Raw genomic sequence first — 13,614 nt, 5'->3', positions numbered from 1 at the left:
GTATCTCGTTCACTGGGCGCTTGCGTTCTGTCTTTTCATCTCTCTGTCTGTGTAATCGTGGAGTAGCTCTATGGGCGTTGTGACCAAGCGGTCATCAATGACGTTTTTTTCCGATCCGGCCAGCCATTACAGCCATCGGGTGCGTATTGTTCTTGCCGAGAAGGGTGTTACGGTCGACGTGGTTGACGTGGATCCTGACAATCCGCCGGAGGAGCTCTCCGACCTGAATCCATATAACGCGCTACCGACCCTGGTTGATCGCGATCTGGTGCTCTACGAGCCGAACATCATGATGGAGTATCTGGACGAGCGCTTCCCGCATCCGCCGCTGCTCCCGGTCTATCCGGTTGCTCGTGCCAACAGTCGTCTGATGATTCATCGCATTCAGAAAGACTGGTGTGGCCTTGTCGACCAGATCCTGGCGCAGCCCAACGCAAAAGCGTCGGATGCAGCCCGCAAGGAGCTTCGCGAAAGCCTGCTGGCAACGGCGCCGCTGTTCGGCGAAATGCCGTACTTCCTGTCCGAAGAGTTCACTATCGTCGATTGCTGTATCGGCCCGATCCTCTGGCGTCTTCCAGCCTTGGGCATCGAATTGTCGGAGAAACAGGCTAAGCCTCTCGTGAAGTACATGGAGCGCCTGTTCCAGCGAGAGGGCTTCAAGGCAAGCCTGTCGGATATCGAAGAAGATATTCGCAGCTGATTAACGGCCGACAACTCGAGTTCAAGCGGGAGACTCTATGTCAGACAAGGCATTCAGGATGACATCAAGCCGGCCCTACCTTGTTCGGGCATTTAACGAGTGGATTCTCGATAACAACTGCACCCCGTACATTTTGGTGGATGCAGGTGTTCAGGGTGTGCAGGTGCCCGCCGAGCATGTGGCGAATGGCCAGATTGTGCTGAACATCAGTCCCAGTGCTGTAAAAGGCTTGATGATCGGTAACAGCGCGCTTGAGTTCAGTGCGCGGTTTGGCGGGGTGCCGATGCAGGTTTCGGTACCGTTGATTGCCGTCCTTGCGATATATGCGCGTGAGAATGGTGAAGGGATGGTGTTTGGTAGCGAGCCGGGTACACCTGATCCTGACGGCACCGATCCCGACGCGGGGACTGGCCAACCACCGGAACGTCCCTCCGGAAAGCCGAGCCTCAAAGTCGTCAAGTGAACGATAGCGTCTAACTGGCCCGCGTTCGCGTAGATTATCGCTCCAAAAATGACTGCTTACACAACAAAGCCGACCATGAGTCGGCTTTGTTGTTTCTGATGCGGCGGATTTAGCGCTAGCCTCCAAATATTTTCTGGTCGATAAGCGCGCAGAGGCCATTCATAACCAGCATGAATACGCTGGTTGCCTGGTGAGGTGGCAGGTTATGCAGGGCGATTTCGTGATCATCTGGATGCAGCAGGGAGGTTACGTCGGTTTTTTCCTTGGCGCTGACCACCACCACTTTCATGCCGCGGTCATGGGCAGCCTGGATGGCTTGGATAAGGTTCGCCTTGTGGCCGTCATCTACCAGCACGAATAGTGTATCGCCCTCCTTGCCTAGCGCTCTTACCTGACGTGAAAAAGTCTCATTGAATCGGTTGTCGCGACATACGGCTGAAAAGGTTGTGGCGTCGGCCCCGAGGTTCAAGGCGGGTAGCGCCGGACGATCCTGGTCAAACCGATTCAGTAGGCTGGTGCAAAAATACTGGGTGAGACAATTGGCACTGCCGTTCGCGCAGAGCAGGATTTTGGCGTCGGACAGCAGCGAGTGTACGAGTGTGTCCGCGGCGGCGGCAATGGCCGGGCCAAGCTCTGCAGCTGTATGAGCTGCATTTTCCATATGTTCGGCGAACATGGAGTTGATCAGGAATTCAGGATTCGGGTCAGTCATGTTGAGGCATCGAATGCATTTTTAATCCATTGTGCGCGATAACGTCGGAATCTCCCAGGCGTTATGGCGATTACATCGAAACGGCAAGGAGCCTGCCAGTGGCGTTGCCGCTGCAGATAGTTGGCGGCGGCGTGGATCAGGCGCTGTTGTTTGCGTGCTGTTACCGATTCCATCGGGTTTTCCAGGCTGCCTGAGCCGCGATACCGAACTTCGATAAAGACCAATGTATCCCCGTCCCAAGCGACAATATCGATCTCGCCGCCTCGACAGTAGAAATTTCTCTGCACGATTCGCAGTCCCTTGGCGCTTAGGTAGCGTGCAGCCGCTTCTTCGGCTTCATCTCCCTGCTTGCGCCTGCCTTCCCTGGCTTCGGCCATGGTTCGCTTCCGTTACTCGATGGGTGTCAGTGTTCCGCTGTCTTCGTTCCTGGGTGTCTCTTCCGGGGTCACGGCCGGTTCCAGCTTCATGGGCTTGCCCTGTTGGAAAATAGCCCACTGCTGATCGCGGCTCACCACGCCGGCGGGGGTCATGGTAAGCGTGCCGGTGAGGCCTTCGATATCGCTGCCACGCACTTGTGATAGCAGTTGAAGTTTGGAGGACAGAGCGTAAGCGTCCATTCCCATGGCGAACAAGCGACCGTAGCGCTGGGTGGCCTCAGGGAGTGCGGCGCTGGCGCGCTGCCGAGCCGGTAACTCGGGGTTCAGTATCCAGGGAATGTCGGTGAAGCGTACATTCTCGAGGTCGCTGTCGCGCGAAGGGTCCTGGGTGCCTGTATAGATGGTCGATGGGGCATACACTGGCAGGTTGCCGCCAAAGTAAAAGGCGAACAGGGGATTGAACTGGCGACCTATCGTAGGTGAAGCGATCAGTACGATTGCGTCGATGTCCTGTCGACGGCGAGGCTCAAACTCCACGTTCAAGCCAATGGTTTCCTCTACGGTAATGGCGCGCTGTCGGCTGGCGTCAATGTCGAACAATGTGGCAACGGTTTTGCGTAGGTTTTCTTCGCGATCATAGCGCACTACATTGAGGATCTTGCCGCCGATGTCGTTCATGCGCGTGATCAACGCCCGCTCGACCCGATCGCCCCAGTCGCCCCATGGGATGAGTGCCACGGCCTGGGGGCGGTCATCCGCCACCAGTCGTTCGGCGATCTGGCGAGCCTCGTCCTCCGCTGACAGGCCGTACTGGTAGAGTTGTGCGGGTGTCTTGCTGGCGTCATCCAGATAGTTCAGCGCCAATAACGGCGTATCCAGGGGCGCCTGGTCCGCAATGGCGTTGAGTGCCTTCTTCTCCAAGGGGCCTACGATGAGGTCGGGGGACGTCTGGATGATTTCCCGGTAGAGAGCGGGAAAGTCCTGGTTATGAGTATCGTAGACATCGACGCGAAGCTTCTCTTCGCCGCCGCGGTTTTCGTCGCTGTAATAGGCCGCGAAATAGCCATCGCGAATAGCCCGGCCGACATCTGCCAGCGGTCCGCTCAGAGGCAGTGCCAAGGCAACGTGCTCCGGGCGTTCTTCGGATAGCGTGACGATTAGTCGCAATTCGCTGGGCAGCGGGTTGGCCGCGGGGTGATCCTGCCAGTTGCGCTGCCATGCGCGGACCGCCGTGCCCTGGGAATCCAGGCTGAGTCCGGGCTGACGCAGGGAGAGGGCGAGTTCGAGCCAGCCTTGCTGTTCGTAGCCGATCGCGGTCGACGCCGCCTGGTTCAGCCTGGTGGTCGGGGTTCGTTTGAGAAGTTGCCAGATCCTATCGTTTTCCGAGACTGTAACGTCGCCGTCTTGCGGTGCGGATGCGATCAGGGTTTGTGCCGCCGAGAGATGATCACCCGCCAGTTCGAAGGTTTCCACCTGCAGGTCGATGGCGCGTGCTTGTCTATCCTGCGGATAGTTGGAAAATTGATCGAGGGGGAGGTCTTTGATAAAGGATGCGGCCCAATTCCGGTCGTCCAGCGCAACAATGCTGGCCATGGCGAGTAGACGGTATTGGTGAAGCGTATCGCCCGCTGCATTCTGTTTCAGCGCATCGTTTTGCAGGATGGTTCGTGCATCGCGATGTCGATCGGCGTTTTGGTAGCGGGAAGCCGTGCTGAGAAGGCCTCTCAGGGCGGTATCGGAGTAGCCCGCTGATTCGGCGATGGCCAGGGCCCCTTCCGGCGTATCCGCCTGATCCGGTTGGATGCCCATGGGAGTACAGCCGGCCATCAATATAAGAAAGACCAGAAAAAACGCAGGGCGAGTGCGAAATAAAGCTCTTATCGTCATGCAATGCTCACATTTAAGGCGAATGTACGGGGCCTGTTGGTGTTTCGCAGGTTGCGGGGATGTTCCCGCTTGTGGCCTCTCCGGAACATGGGCATCATGCCTGGAATCGACAAGAGGCGAGTTTACCAGTTCGCCCACGATTTCTCATGACGTAGCTGTCATTGTGTTATTGCTTGCCCGACAACTGGAGCGATCCCATGTCCTTACCCGGCGCCGCCACTGAATCTGGTGTGCTCTATATCGTAGCTACGCCGATTGGCAACCTGGGAGACATCAGCCAGCGAGCGGCAGATGTCCTGGGCGGGGTGGATTGCATTGCTGCCGAGGATACCCGGCACAGTCAGCGCCTGCTTCAGGCCCTTGGTATCCAGAAGCCGTTGCTGGCGCTGCATGAACATAACGAGCGCGAGCGTTGCGGCCAGGTCATCGACCGCCTCAAGAGTGGCGAATCGATTGCGCTGGTGTCCGATGCAGGAACGCCGCTGATCTCCGACCCGGGGTTTGTTCTAGTCCGGGCTGCCCGGGCTGAAGGGTTGAGAGTAACGCCCGTGCCAGGGCCCTCGGCCATCATCACCGCGCTGAGCGCTGCCGGATTGCCGACACACCGGTTCACCTTTGAGGGCTTTCTGCCCACCAAGAGAAAAGCCCGGGCCGATGCCCTGGCCGCTCTCAAGAAAGAAACCCGTACCTTGGTATTTTATGAAGCGCCGCACCGCGTCCGTGAGACGATGGCTGAAATCTCGGCAGTCATGGGTGGTGACCGTGAGGTCGTCCTGGCACGTGAGCTTACCAAAACCTTCGAAACCTTTTACAGCGGCACTGCCTCAGAGGTGGAGGTGTTGTTGGGGACCGACGATTACGCCGAGCGGGGCGAGTATGTCGTGATGGTTGCCGGTGCCCAGGCGGAGACCGACGAGGCCGCCGTAGTGGATGCAGACCGTTTGCTCGAAGTTCTATTGGCCGAGCTGCCGGTCAAGGTCTCTGCGAAGATGGCCTCAGAAGTGACCGGTCTTTCCCGTAACGAGCTCTATCAGCGCGCGCTGGCGCTTAAGTCAAACAGCGATAGGTAAACCTCCCGACCACCTTTTCCTTGCGCCACGCCGGGTGCCAGCGTATCTTCTCGCGTGAGCTCGCCGGGCAGTCGCCGCTCTAGGTTCTTGTGACCTGGAGGGGAGGAAAGTCCGGGCTCCATAGGGCAAGGTGCCAGGTAATGCCTGGGCGGCGTGAGCCGACGGAAAGTGCAGCAGAAAGGAAACCGCCTAAGCACCTTCGGGTGCCGGTAAGGTTGAAAAGGTGCGGTAAGAGCGCACCGCGTGACTGGCAACAGTTCACGGCGATGGTAAACCCCACCTGGAGCAAGACCAAATAGGAGTCCGATGGCGTGGCCCGCGCTGGACTCGGGTAGGTTGCTTGAGGCCTGTGGTGACGCAGGTCCTAGATGAATGACTGCTCTCGACAGAACCCGGCTTACAGGCGAGCTCTTTTTTCCTTCCTTTATACCCCTCTGTGTGATCCGAGTAGCCCGCTACTGGGTTTCGTTATAGCTAAAAATTCTTATTTCTAAGGTTTTTTGTATAAAAACCGTCTCAGCTGATTGATTTTTCGAAGGTTATTTGTCAAGTCTTTTGGCTTCTGTTGTTTTATCTCCTCTAACTCCTTGTCATCGCTGAAAGTTTTTACAAGCCAGGCGCCTTTGGCGGCGCTTGCATTGTATTTTGCGTGTTTCTATAGTGTGCAGGAGTGGGAAAAAGTGGAAAGATGTGGTTTTTTGTGGTTTTCGGGGGTTGAGAGTGGGAAAATCGCCACCTCCCAATCCGGGTTAATCGGCAACACGCCGTAAGACGGGCCGCTGGCCAGCGATAGATATGAGCAACTTTCTCGGCAGTCATGCCATCAACATGGATGCGAAGGGACGCATAGCGATCCCGGCCCGCGTTCGCGAGGACCTCACCGAGGCTTGCGGCGGCCGCATCGTGCTGACGGCCAATGCCGACAACGCCGACGAGGAACGTTGCCTGTTGGTCTATCCGGAGCCCGAGTGGGAAGCCCTTAGGCCGAAAATCGAAAACCTGCCTAACAGGAGCAAGGCTGTGCGGCGCCTGCAGCGGCTGGTGCTGGGTAATGCGGCGCCGATGGAGTTGGATTCGGCGGGCCGTATTCTTATTCCGCCCACGCTGCGCCGTCATGCGCGGCTGGAAAAGAAGCTGATGTTGGTCGGTCAGGGCAGGAAGCTGGAGCTCTGGGACGAAGAGCGCTGGTTCGCATGGATCGACGAATCCGATGACGACACCGAAATTCCGCCGGAAATGGAGTCTCTGTCCCTATGACGGCGCAAAAAGGGAGTAAGCCGGCGCATCTGTCGGTGCTCCTTGAGGAAGCTGTCGAAGCGATGGTGGCCGATGCATCGGGACGCTACGTCGACGGCACTTTCGGGCGTGGTGGTCACAGTCGTCAGGTATTGGCGCGCTTGGGCGAGCACGGCGAACTTATCGGTATCGATAAGGATCCGGAAGCTATTTCCGTTGGCGAGCAGTTGGCCTCAGAAGATCGGCGCTTCCATATCTGTCACGGTTCTTTTGCCGAACTGGATCGGTTCGTCGCGGACGCGGGCTGGGGCGGTATCAGCGGCATGTTGATGGATCTGGGTGTGTCCTCCCCCCAGCTCGATGACGCGACGCGCGGCTTTAGTTTTATGCGTAATGGCCCGTTGGACATGCGGATGAACCCGCAACAGGCCCCCAGTGCGGCCGAATGGCTGAATACGGCCAAGGAAAAGGATATTGCAGACGTGATCTGGCGGTACGGCGAGGAGCGCTTCTCTCGACGCATCGCACGTGCTGTTGTCGAACGTCGTGTCGAAGAGCCTCTGGCTACCACCCGCGAACTGGCGGAGTTGGTGTCGGCAGCAGTGCCCAGGAAAGAAAAGCACAAACACCCGGCGACACGGACCTTCCAGGCCGTGAGGATGTTCATCAACCGGGAGTTGGATGACCTGGAGGCCGGGCTTAAGTTGGCGGCGCATCTGCTGGAACCCGGCGGCCGCCTGGTGGTGATCAGCTTCCATTCGCTGGAAGACAGGATGGTTAAGCGATTTATGCGGGACTTGGCGCGGGGCCCACAGTTGCCCAGGGGGTTGCCGGTAACGGCGGATCAGGCCGAGTCGGACTTTCGCCTGATCGGCAAGGCGATCAAGGCAGAAACGGATGAAGTGACCGATAACGTGCGCGCTCGCAGTGCGGTGATGCGCATTCTGGAGCGTCGGTCGAGGACGAGTGGGGTTTAAAGATGGCGGCAGTCACGATCGAACGTCCGGCGGTGCAGACGCGGAAGAAATTGCACCCGGAAACGATGAAAGCAGGCGTCAACACCGCGCTAAGGTTGTCACGCCGCATATTTGCAGGGCTCTGGCAACGCCATGTGCTTATCTCCGCGGGTCTGGCGAGCCTGTTGGTCATGTCCTCGGTTGGGGTCGTGTACAGCGCCCACCTCAACCGAGTGCTCTTCAACGACCTGGCTCAGTTGCAAGGGCAGCGCGACGCCTACCAGCGCGAGTGGAGCCAACTGCTGCTGGAACAGAGCGCGTTGAGCGCACATAGCCGCGTGGAGAGTCGCGCGTCGCAGAACCTGGACATGATCGTTCCTGGCCGGCAGGACATCGTACTGGTGCCGGCGACACCGTAAAACGACTGTAGATAACAATTCATTTTAAAGCAGGCGCTTATTTGGCGCGCGAACTTACGTTGAACGTGAATCCAAGGTGAAGTTGTGAGGGAAAGGGTCTGATTATGCCCGAGCAGAAGTCGGCATCCAGCATGTTCGAAAGACTGAAGGCGTTGCTTTCAGCTTGGCGCCATGCGTCCGTGCTCGGCCTTTTCCTCGCTGTTATGGTGGTATTGGCCTGGCGTCTGGTGGACCTGCACGTGGTCGACCAGGATTTCCTGCGCAAACAGGGCGACGTGCGTACTGTCCGTACCGAAACCGTCGACGCCCATCGGGGTATGATCACCGACCGTCACGGCGAGCCCCTGGCGATCAGTACGCCCGTAGAGACCATCTGGGCGAATCCCAGCGAGATGGACCCCAGCGACCCGCGAATTGCGCCGTTGACCCGCATGCTGGGTATCAGCGAGGGCGGCTTGCGGGCTCGCCTGGAGCGCTACGCAGGCCGCGAATTCATCTATGTCAGCCGCAAAATCCAGCCAGACCTGGCCCGTCAGGTGATGGATCTGGATATCCCCGGTATTTACAGTCGTCGCGAATATCGTCGCTACTACCCCGCGGGCGAGGTTACTGCCCATGTCGTGGGCTTTACGAATATCGATGAACGAGGTCAGGAAGGCATTGAGCTGGCTTATAACGACTGGCTGAGTGGCGAGCGCGGCAGCAAGCGCGTTCTTAAAGACCGCCGCGGCCACGTTATCAAGGATCTTAGTCTCGTGAAGGACGCGCGACCGGGGCAGGATGTATCGCTCAGCCTCGATCTTCGCCTGCAATACCTGGCCTATCGGGAACTGAAGGCGGTCGTCCGCGCCCACAATGCCAAAGGCGGCACCATGGTCATGCTGGACGTGGATACGGGCGAAGTATTGGCCATGGTGAATCAGGGCTCGTACAACCCCAACGATCGGAGTCAGCTCGACCCCGGCAATCTGAGGAACAAGGCGATAACGGACCTTTTCGAACCCGGGTCCACAATAAAACCGATCACAGCAGCGGCGGCGCTGGAATCGGGGAAGTTCACGCCAGAAACCCGGGTCGATACGTCGCCCGGTTTTCTGCGTTTTGGACGTTACACGATTCGCGACACCAGTAATCATAAGATCCTGAACCTGAGCGGCATCATTTCCAAGTCCAGCAACGTCGGCATGGCGAAGGTTGCCGCCGAACTGGGCGGCGATATGGTTCGGGACATGTTCTTTCGGGTCGGTCTGGGGCAGGCTACGGGTATCGGCTTTCCCGGTGAGGCGGTGGGCGTGCTTCCGGCAAACCCACGCTGGCGTCCGGTCGAGGTCGCGGCACTGTCCTACGGCTATGGTCTGAGCGTTAACGCCTTGCAACTGGCCCAAGCCTATATGGTGCTGGCCAATGGCGGCGTCCGTTACCCGTTGAGCCTGATGAAGCGGTCCGAGCCGCCTCAGGGCGAGCGTATCTTGTCCGAGCAGGTAACGGCTGAAGTGCGCCAGATGCTCAAGGCGGTAATCGAGGAAGGCACGGGCAAGCGGGCGCAGGTTGGTATCTACGAAGCTGGAGGCAAGACCGGTACCGTGCACCTGGTAGGTGCCAGTGGTTATGAGGATAGCAAGTACAAGGCCCTGTTTGCCGGCATGGCGCCCGTCGATAACCCCCGCATCGTCTGCGTGGTAGCCGTGGATGCCCCGCAGGGTGGAGAATACTATGGAGGCGAAGTCGCAGCCCCGGTGTTTGCCCGGGTGATGGGCGACGCGCTCCGTTTGCTTAATGTCCGCCCCGAGCTTGGTACGGACGGTGAACTGGCTTCCAAGCCCGACCACGCTTCTGGGGGGAGGGGGTAAGCCATGTGTATGTCATCCCTGAGCGTATTGCTGAACAATATCGTCGATGTGCCTTCCGTATTCGACGTTGCTCTCCATGGTTTGACCACCGATAGCCGTGAGGTCAAGCCGGGCGATGTTTTCGTGGCTGTCAGCGGGGCACGTACATCTGCAGACCACTACATCGAAGACGCTATTGCCGCGGGAGCGGTGGTCATCCTGCTGGAAACCGTTGAGGCCCAGGGATGCTACGAGCAGCATGGCGCCCTGATCGTCAGCGTACCCGAACTCAAGCGAAAGCTGGGTGTGATTGCCGACCGTTTTTACCGCTCGCCGTCCAGCGAAATGGACGTGATTGGCGTGACAGGTACGAACGGCAAGACGTCCGTTACCCATTACCTGAGCCAGTTGCTGTCGTTCGCCGGCCATACCTGCGGCGTCATCGGTACGCTTGGTTACGGCGTCGGTGGCCAGATGACGGCGTCGACGCACACCACGCCGGATGTGGTGCGGATCAACCGTGCGCTGCGTCGAATCCGGGTTTCCGGAGGTAAGGCCGTGGCGATGGAAGTGTCCTCCCATGCCCTGGATCAGGGGCGGGTCGATGACATCTCTATCCGCGGCGCGATTTTCACCAATCTTACCCGGGACCACCTGGACTACCACGGCACCATGGATGCCTATGGCGAGGCTAAGAAGTTATTGTTCCGCCGTGATGGGCTGGAATTTGCGGTTATCAACTTCGATGATCCGTTCGGCCGTCAGCTCTATGACCAACTGGAGGGCGAGTGCGACCGCATCCGCTACAGCCTTCATGAGCCGCAGACAGAACTCTGGTTGAAGAGCCTGCGTACCCACGCCGACGGGTTCGATGCCCAGTTCGACGGTAAGTGGGGGCTGATTGACGTTTCTGCCCCGCTGATGGGCAGCTTCAACATCAGCAACCTGCTGGCGGCCATGGCTGCCGCGCTGCAGTTGGGGGTGTCGATCGATGACGTCCAGGCTGGAGCCCGTCGGCTTATACCGCCCCCGGGGCGTCTGGAACGATTCGCAGGGGCCTCCGGTGTGAGCGTCGTGGTGGATTATGCCCACACCCCGGACGCACTGAGTAATGCCCTGGAAGCGCTGAAACCTCATGTCGAAGGGCGGCTTTGGTGTGTCTTTGGCTGCGGCGGCGACCGGGATTCGGGAAAGCGTCCCGAGATGGCCACCATTGCGGAGAAGCTTGCCGATCGGGTTGTGGTTACCGATGACAATCCGCGGAGCGAGGAACCGGGCGCTATTGTCGATCAGATCATGACCGGTTTTTCCCGGCCGGAGGTCGCCCAAGTCGTCCACGACCGTGAAGCCGCTATTCGTCAGGCTGTTTTCGAAGCGGCACCGGGGGACGTGGTCCTGGTGGCGGGCAAGGGTCATGAAACGTACCAGGAAATTCGTGGCGAGCGTTTTGATTTCAGCGATGCCGGCGTAGTGCGCCAAGCGCTGGTTGACAGGGAGGGTGAGCGATGATGCAGCCATTTACCCTGCGCGACGCCGCGGAAATGACCGGTGCCGCGCCCATGGCGTCGGCCTTGACCTACACCGGTGTCTCTACCGATACGCGCACGATCCAGCCCGGCGATCTCTTTGTCGCGTTACGGGGCGAACAGTTCGATGGCAATGCGTATGTGCAACAGGCCATCGACGCCGGAGCCGTCGCCGCGGTGGTGGATGAGATCCAGGATGGTGTCGCAGCGCCACAGCTCAAGGTGGAAGATACCCTGAAAGCATTGGGCTGCCTGGCGCTCGGCAATCGGTTGGCGAGTCCGGCCCGTTGTGTAGGCGTGACGGGTAGCAGTGGAAAGACCACCGTCAAAGAGATGTTGGCTGCCATCCTGCGACAGGAAGGGGACACACTGGCGACCCGGGGCAACCTCAACAACCATATTGGCGTGCCACTGACCCTGTTCTGCCTGGAGCCCGCGCACCGCTACGCGATAATTGAAATGGGGGCCAGCGGGGTGGGCGAGATTGCCTATACCGTCAACCTGGCACGACCTGAGGTTGCCGTCCTCACCAATGCCGGAGAAGCGCATCTCGAAGGGTTCGGCAGTTACGAAAATATTGTCGAGGCCAAAGGGGAAATCATTGATGGCGTCGCGAGCGACGGGGTGGTGGTCCTCAACGGCGATGATCCAGCCTGTCCGGTCTGGCGGGCCCGGGCTGGGCAGCGTCGCGTTCTGACCGTTAGTGCCGACGCCGCGGGTGATGCTGATTATCACTATCGTAATGTTCGCTCAGAAAATGGCCAGACGGTATTCGATGCTGTCGGGCCAACCGGCTGGAGCCAACAGATTCGCCTGAACCTGCCTGGCAAGCACAACCTGCTTAACGCCCTGATGGCCATTGCCGCAACCCGTGCCCTGGGTGCGCGCGACGAATCGATCGTCGAGGGGCTGGATGAATTAAAACCCGTTAAAGGTCGGCTGGAGAAGATTGCGTTACAGTCCGGCGTCAATATCGTCGACGATAGCTACAACGCCAATCCGACATCCATGAAGGCCGCCTTGCAACACTTGGCGGAGCAGGGTGGAACCGGCGCTGCCGTACTGGGGCGCATGGCCGAGCTTGGGCCGGATGCCGAGCGCCTGCATGAAGAGATTGGCCATCTGGCCGCCCGCTTGGGCATCGCCCACCTGCTGGTCGTGGGTCCTGGTACGGAAGGCTACGTCCGGGGCTTCGGGGCCGGCGCGCAACAATTCGCATCTCATGAAGCAGCCGCGGACTGGCTGTTGGCGCACAGCACGCCGCCGATGACGATTATGGTCAAGGGTTCCCGTAGTTCTGCCATGGATCTCGTGGTCAGAGCATTGATTGATAAGGTGAATAACTGATGTTGCTCTGGCTTGCAGACCTCCTGTCACAGTATTTCGATGAGTTGACGGTATTTCGCTACCTCACCCTGCGCGGCATTCTCGGCGTGCTCACCGCGCTGGTTATCTCGTTGATTATCGGTCCCTATATGATCCGTAAGCTGGGGCAGTACCAGATTGGCCAGGCCGTGCGCGACGATGGGCCGCAGACTCACCTGAGCAAGGCGGGCACGCCGACCATGGGTGGCTCGCTGATCCTGGTGGCAATCGCCGTCAGCACGTTGCTCTGGGCGGATCTAACTAACCGCTACGTTTGGATCACCCTGCTGGTCACCCTGTTCTTCGGCGCCATCGGCTGGGTCGACGACTACCGCAAGGTGGTTGAACGTAATCCCCGAGGGCTGCCTGCGCGCTGGAAGTACTTTTGGCAGTCGGTGATCGGTGCCGGCGCGGCTGTCGCACTGTTCTATTCCTCCAGCCTGCCGCAGGAGACATCCCTATTCCTGCCGTTCTTCAAGAACGTCAGTCTGGAGATGGGGCCAATCATTTTTATCCTGCTGTCCTACTTCGTCATTGTGGGTAGTAGCAATGCGGTGAACCTGACCGATGGGCTGGACGGCCTGGCGATCATGCCCACCGTGATGGTGGCTGCCGCGCTGGCGATCTTCTGTTATCTCTCGGGCCACGCCCAGTTCGCTGAGTATCTGTTGATCCCGCACCTGCCGGGCAGCGGCGAGCTGATAGTGTTCTGCGGCGCGTTGGTTGGCGCAGGCCTGGGTTTTCTCTGGTTCAACACCTATCCCGCCCAGGTCTTTATGGGCGATGTGGGCGCGCTAGCGCTGGGCGCGGCGTTGGGGGTGGTTGCCGTTATCGTCAGGCAGGAGATCGTGCTGTTTATCATGGGCGGTGTATTCGTGATGGAAACCATATCGGTGATCCTGCAGGTGGCCTCGTTCCGCCTGACCGGACGCCGGATTTTCCGCATGGCACCCCTGCATCATCATTTTGAATTGAAAGGCTGGCCCGAGCCGCGCGTGATCGTGCGGTTCTGGGTCGTAACCGTGGTGCTGGTCCTCGTTGGGCTGGCGTCGCTGAAGATCCGTTGAGGCGGTT

13 protein-coding genes and 1 other RNA gene are annotated in these 13,614 nt (G+C 59.0%); 11 read left to right on the top strand and 3 right to left on the bottom strand.

From position 1 onward, the window contains the following. Window positions 1-70 precede the first annotated feature (70 nt). Window positions 71-700, top strand: coding sequence for a glutathione S-transferase N-terminal domain-containing protein (locus RE428_RS18305; protein WP_004583386.1), 630 nt, complete (start codon window positions 71-73; stop codon window positions 698-700). Between the two features lie 58 nt (window positions 701-758). Next, window positions 759-1,163, top strand: coding sequence for a ClpXP protease specificity-enhancing factor (locus RE428_RS18300; protein ID WP_169334094.1), 405 nt, complete (start codon window positions 759-761; stop codon window positions 1,161-1,163). A gap of 115 nt (window positions 1,164-1,278) precedes the next feature. Here RE428_RS18300 and RE428_RS18295 read toward each other — a convergent pair whose 3' ends face one another. From RE428_RS18295 to RE428_RS18285, 3 genes are read right to left on the bottom strand one after another with little or no spacing between them, the layout of a single operon-like run. Continuing rightward, window positions 1,279-1,875 carry a D-sedoheptulose-7-phosphate isomerase gene (locus tag RE428_RS18295; RefSeq protein WP_004583384.1) on the bottom strand — a complete coding sequence of 199 codons (597 nt, stop codon included), beginning with the start codon at window positions 1,873-1,875 and terminating at the stop codon, window positions 1,279-1,281. Next, complete coding sequence (locus RE428_RS18290; protein ID WP_004583383.1) at window positions 1,872-2,252, bottom strand: YraN family protein; 381 nt, start codon at window positions 2,250-2,252, stop codon at window positions 1,872-1,874. The genes RE428_RS18295 and RE428_RS18290 overlap by 4 nt, the downstream gene beginning before the upstream one ends. A 12-nt stretch (window positions 2,253-2,264) precedes the next feature. Further along, a complete protein-coding gene (locus RE428_RS18285; protein WP_004583382.1) occupies window positions 2,265-4,061 on the bottom strand; it encodes a penicillin-binding protein activator in 1,797 nt (598 codons plus the stop codon). A 275-nt stretch (window positions 4,062-4,336) separates the two neighbouring features. On the opposite strand from RE428_RS18285, the gene rsmI reads away from it, so the two are divergent. From rsmI to mraY, 9 genes are all read left to right on the top strand, one after another. After that, a complete protein-coding gene (gene rsmI / locus RE428_RS18280; RefSeq protein ID WP_004583381.1) occupies window positions 4,337-5,209 on the top strand; it encodes a 16S rRNA (cytidine(1402)-2'-O)-methyltransferase in 873 nt (290 codons plus the stop codon). Window positions 5,210-5,264: 55 nt separating this feature from the next. Beyond that, window positions 5,265-5,625: RNase P RNA component class A (gene rnpB / locus RE428_RS18275), an RNA gene on the top strand. A gap of 379 nt (window positions 5,626-6,004) precedes the next feature. Beyond that, on the top strand, window positions 6,005-6,466 hold the full coding sequence (gene mraZ / locus RE428_RS18270; RefSeq protein ID WP_004583380.1) for a division/cell wall cluster transcriptional repressor MraZ: 462 nt from the start codon (window positions 6,005-6,007) through the stop codon (window positions 6,464-6,466). Continuing rightward, the gene (gene rsmH, locus RE428_RS18265; RefSeq protein ID WP_004583379.1) at window positions 6,463-7,422 is read left to right on the top strand and encodes a 16S rRNA (cytosine(1402)-N(4))-methyltransferase RsmH; all 960 of its coding nucleotides are present in this window, start codon (window positions 6,463-6,465) and stop codon (window positions 7,420-7,422) included. Before mraZ ends, rsmH begins: the two co-directional genes overlap by 4 nt. A 2-nt stretch (window positions 7,423-7,424) precedes the next feature. Further along, the gene (gene ftsL, locus RE428_RS18260; protein ID WP_004583378.1) at window positions 7,425-7,820 is read left to right on the top strand and encodes a cell division protein FtsL; all 396 of its coding nucleotides are present in this window, start codon (window positions 7,425-7,427) and stop codon (window positions 7,818-7,820) included. 104 nt (window positions 7,821-7,924) lie between these two features. Then, the gene (locus RE428_RS18255; protein WP_004583377.1) at window positions 7,925-9,670 is read left to right on the top strand and encodes a peptidoglycan D,D-transpeptidase FtsI family protein; all 1,746 of its coding nucleotides are present in this window, start codon (window positions 7,925-7,927) and stop codon (window positions 9,668-9,670) included. Between the two features lie 3 nt (window positions 9,671-9,673). Then, on the top strand, window positions 9,674-11,158 hold the full coding sequence (locus tag RE428_RS18250; RefSeq protein ID WP_004583376.1) for a UDP-N-acetylmuramoyl-L-alanyl-D-glutamate--2,6-diaminopimelate ligase: 1,485 nt from the start codon (window positions 9,674-9,676) through the stop codon (window positions 11,156-11,158). After that, window positions 11,155-12,522, top strand: coding sequence for a UDP-N-acetylmuramoyl-tripeptide--D-alanyl-D-alanine ligase (locus tag RE428_RS18245; RefSeq protein WP_004583375.1), 1,368 nt, complete (start codon window positions 11,155-11,157; stop codon window positions 12,520-12,522). Before RE428_RS18250 ends, RE428_RS18245 begins: the two co-directional genes overlap by 4 nt. Continuing rightward, window positions 12,522-13,607, top strand: a complete 1,086-nt coding sequence (gene mraY, locus RE428_RS18240; protein ID WP_004583374.1) for a phospho-N-acetylmuramoyl-pentapeptide-transferase — start codon at window positions 12,522-12,524, stop codon at window positions 13,605-13,607. Before RE428_RS18245 ends, mraY begins: the two co-directional genes overlap by 1 nt. The last annotated feature ends 7 nt before the right edge of the window (window positions 13,608-13,614 follow it).

This window comes from Marinobacter nanhaiticus D15-8W, from assembly GCF_036511935.1.
Lineage (GTDB): Bacteria > Pseudomonadota > Gammaproteobacteria > Pseudomonadales > Oleiphilaceae > Marinobacter_A > Marinobacter_A nanhaiticus.
This window is presented reverse-complemented; position numbering and strand designations above follow the sequence as displayed.

Excerpts from the sequence above, each read along its gene's own strand:
- RE428_RS18305 (WP_004583386.1), top strand. The coding sequence starts at position 71 with ATGGGCGTTGTGACCAAGCGGTCATCAATGACGTTTTTTTCCGATCCG.
- RE428_RS18300 (WP_169334094.1), top strand. The coding sequence starts at position 759 with ATGACATCAAGCCGGCCCTACCTTGTTCGGGCATTTAACGAGTGGATT.
- RE428_RS18295 (WP_004583384.1), bottom strand. The coding sequence starts at position 1,875 with ATGACTGACCCGAATCCTGAATTCCTGATCAACTCCATGTTCGCCGAA.
- RE428_RS18290 (WP_004583383.1), bottom strand. The coding sequence starts at position 2,252 with ATGGCCGAAGCCAGGGAAGGCAGGCGCAAGCAGGGAGATGAAGCCGAA.
- RE428_RS18285 (WP_004583382.1), bottom strand. The coding sequence starts at position 4,061 with ATGGGCATCCAACCGGATCAGGCGGATACGCCGGAAGGGGCCCTGGCC.
- rsmI (WP_004583381.1), top strand. The coding sequence starts at position 4,337 with ATGTCCTTACCCGGCGCCGCCACTGAATCTGGTGTGCTCTATATCGTA.
- mraZ (WP_004583380.1), top strand. The coding sequence starts at position 6,005 with ATGAGCAACTTTCTCGGCAGTCATGCCATCAACATGGATGCGAAGGGA.
- rsmH (WP_004583379.1), top strand. The coding sequence starts at position 6,463 with ATGACGGCGCAAAAAGGGAGTAAGCCGGCGCATCTGTCGGTGCTCCTT.
- ftsL (WP_004583378.1), top strand. The coding sequence starts at position 7,425 with ATGGCGGCAGTCACGATCGAACGTCCGGCGGTGCAGACGCGGAAGAAA.
- RE428_RS18255 (WP_004583377.1), top strand. The coding sequence starts at position 7,925 with ATGCCCGAGCAGAAGTCGGCATCCAGCATGTTCGAAAGACTGAAGGCG.
- RE428_RS18250 (WP_004583376.1), top strand. The coding sequence starts at position 9,674 with ATGTGTATGTCATCCCTGAGCGTATTGCTGAACAATATCGTCGATGTG.
- RE428_RS18245 (WP_004583375.1), top strand. The coding sequence starts at position 11,155 with ATGATGCAGCCATTTACCCTGCGCGACGCCGCGGAAATGACCGGTGCC.
- mraY (WP_004583374.1), top strand. The coding sequence starts at position 12,522 with ATGTTGCTCTGGCTTGCAGACCTCCTGTCACAGTATTTCGATGAGTTG.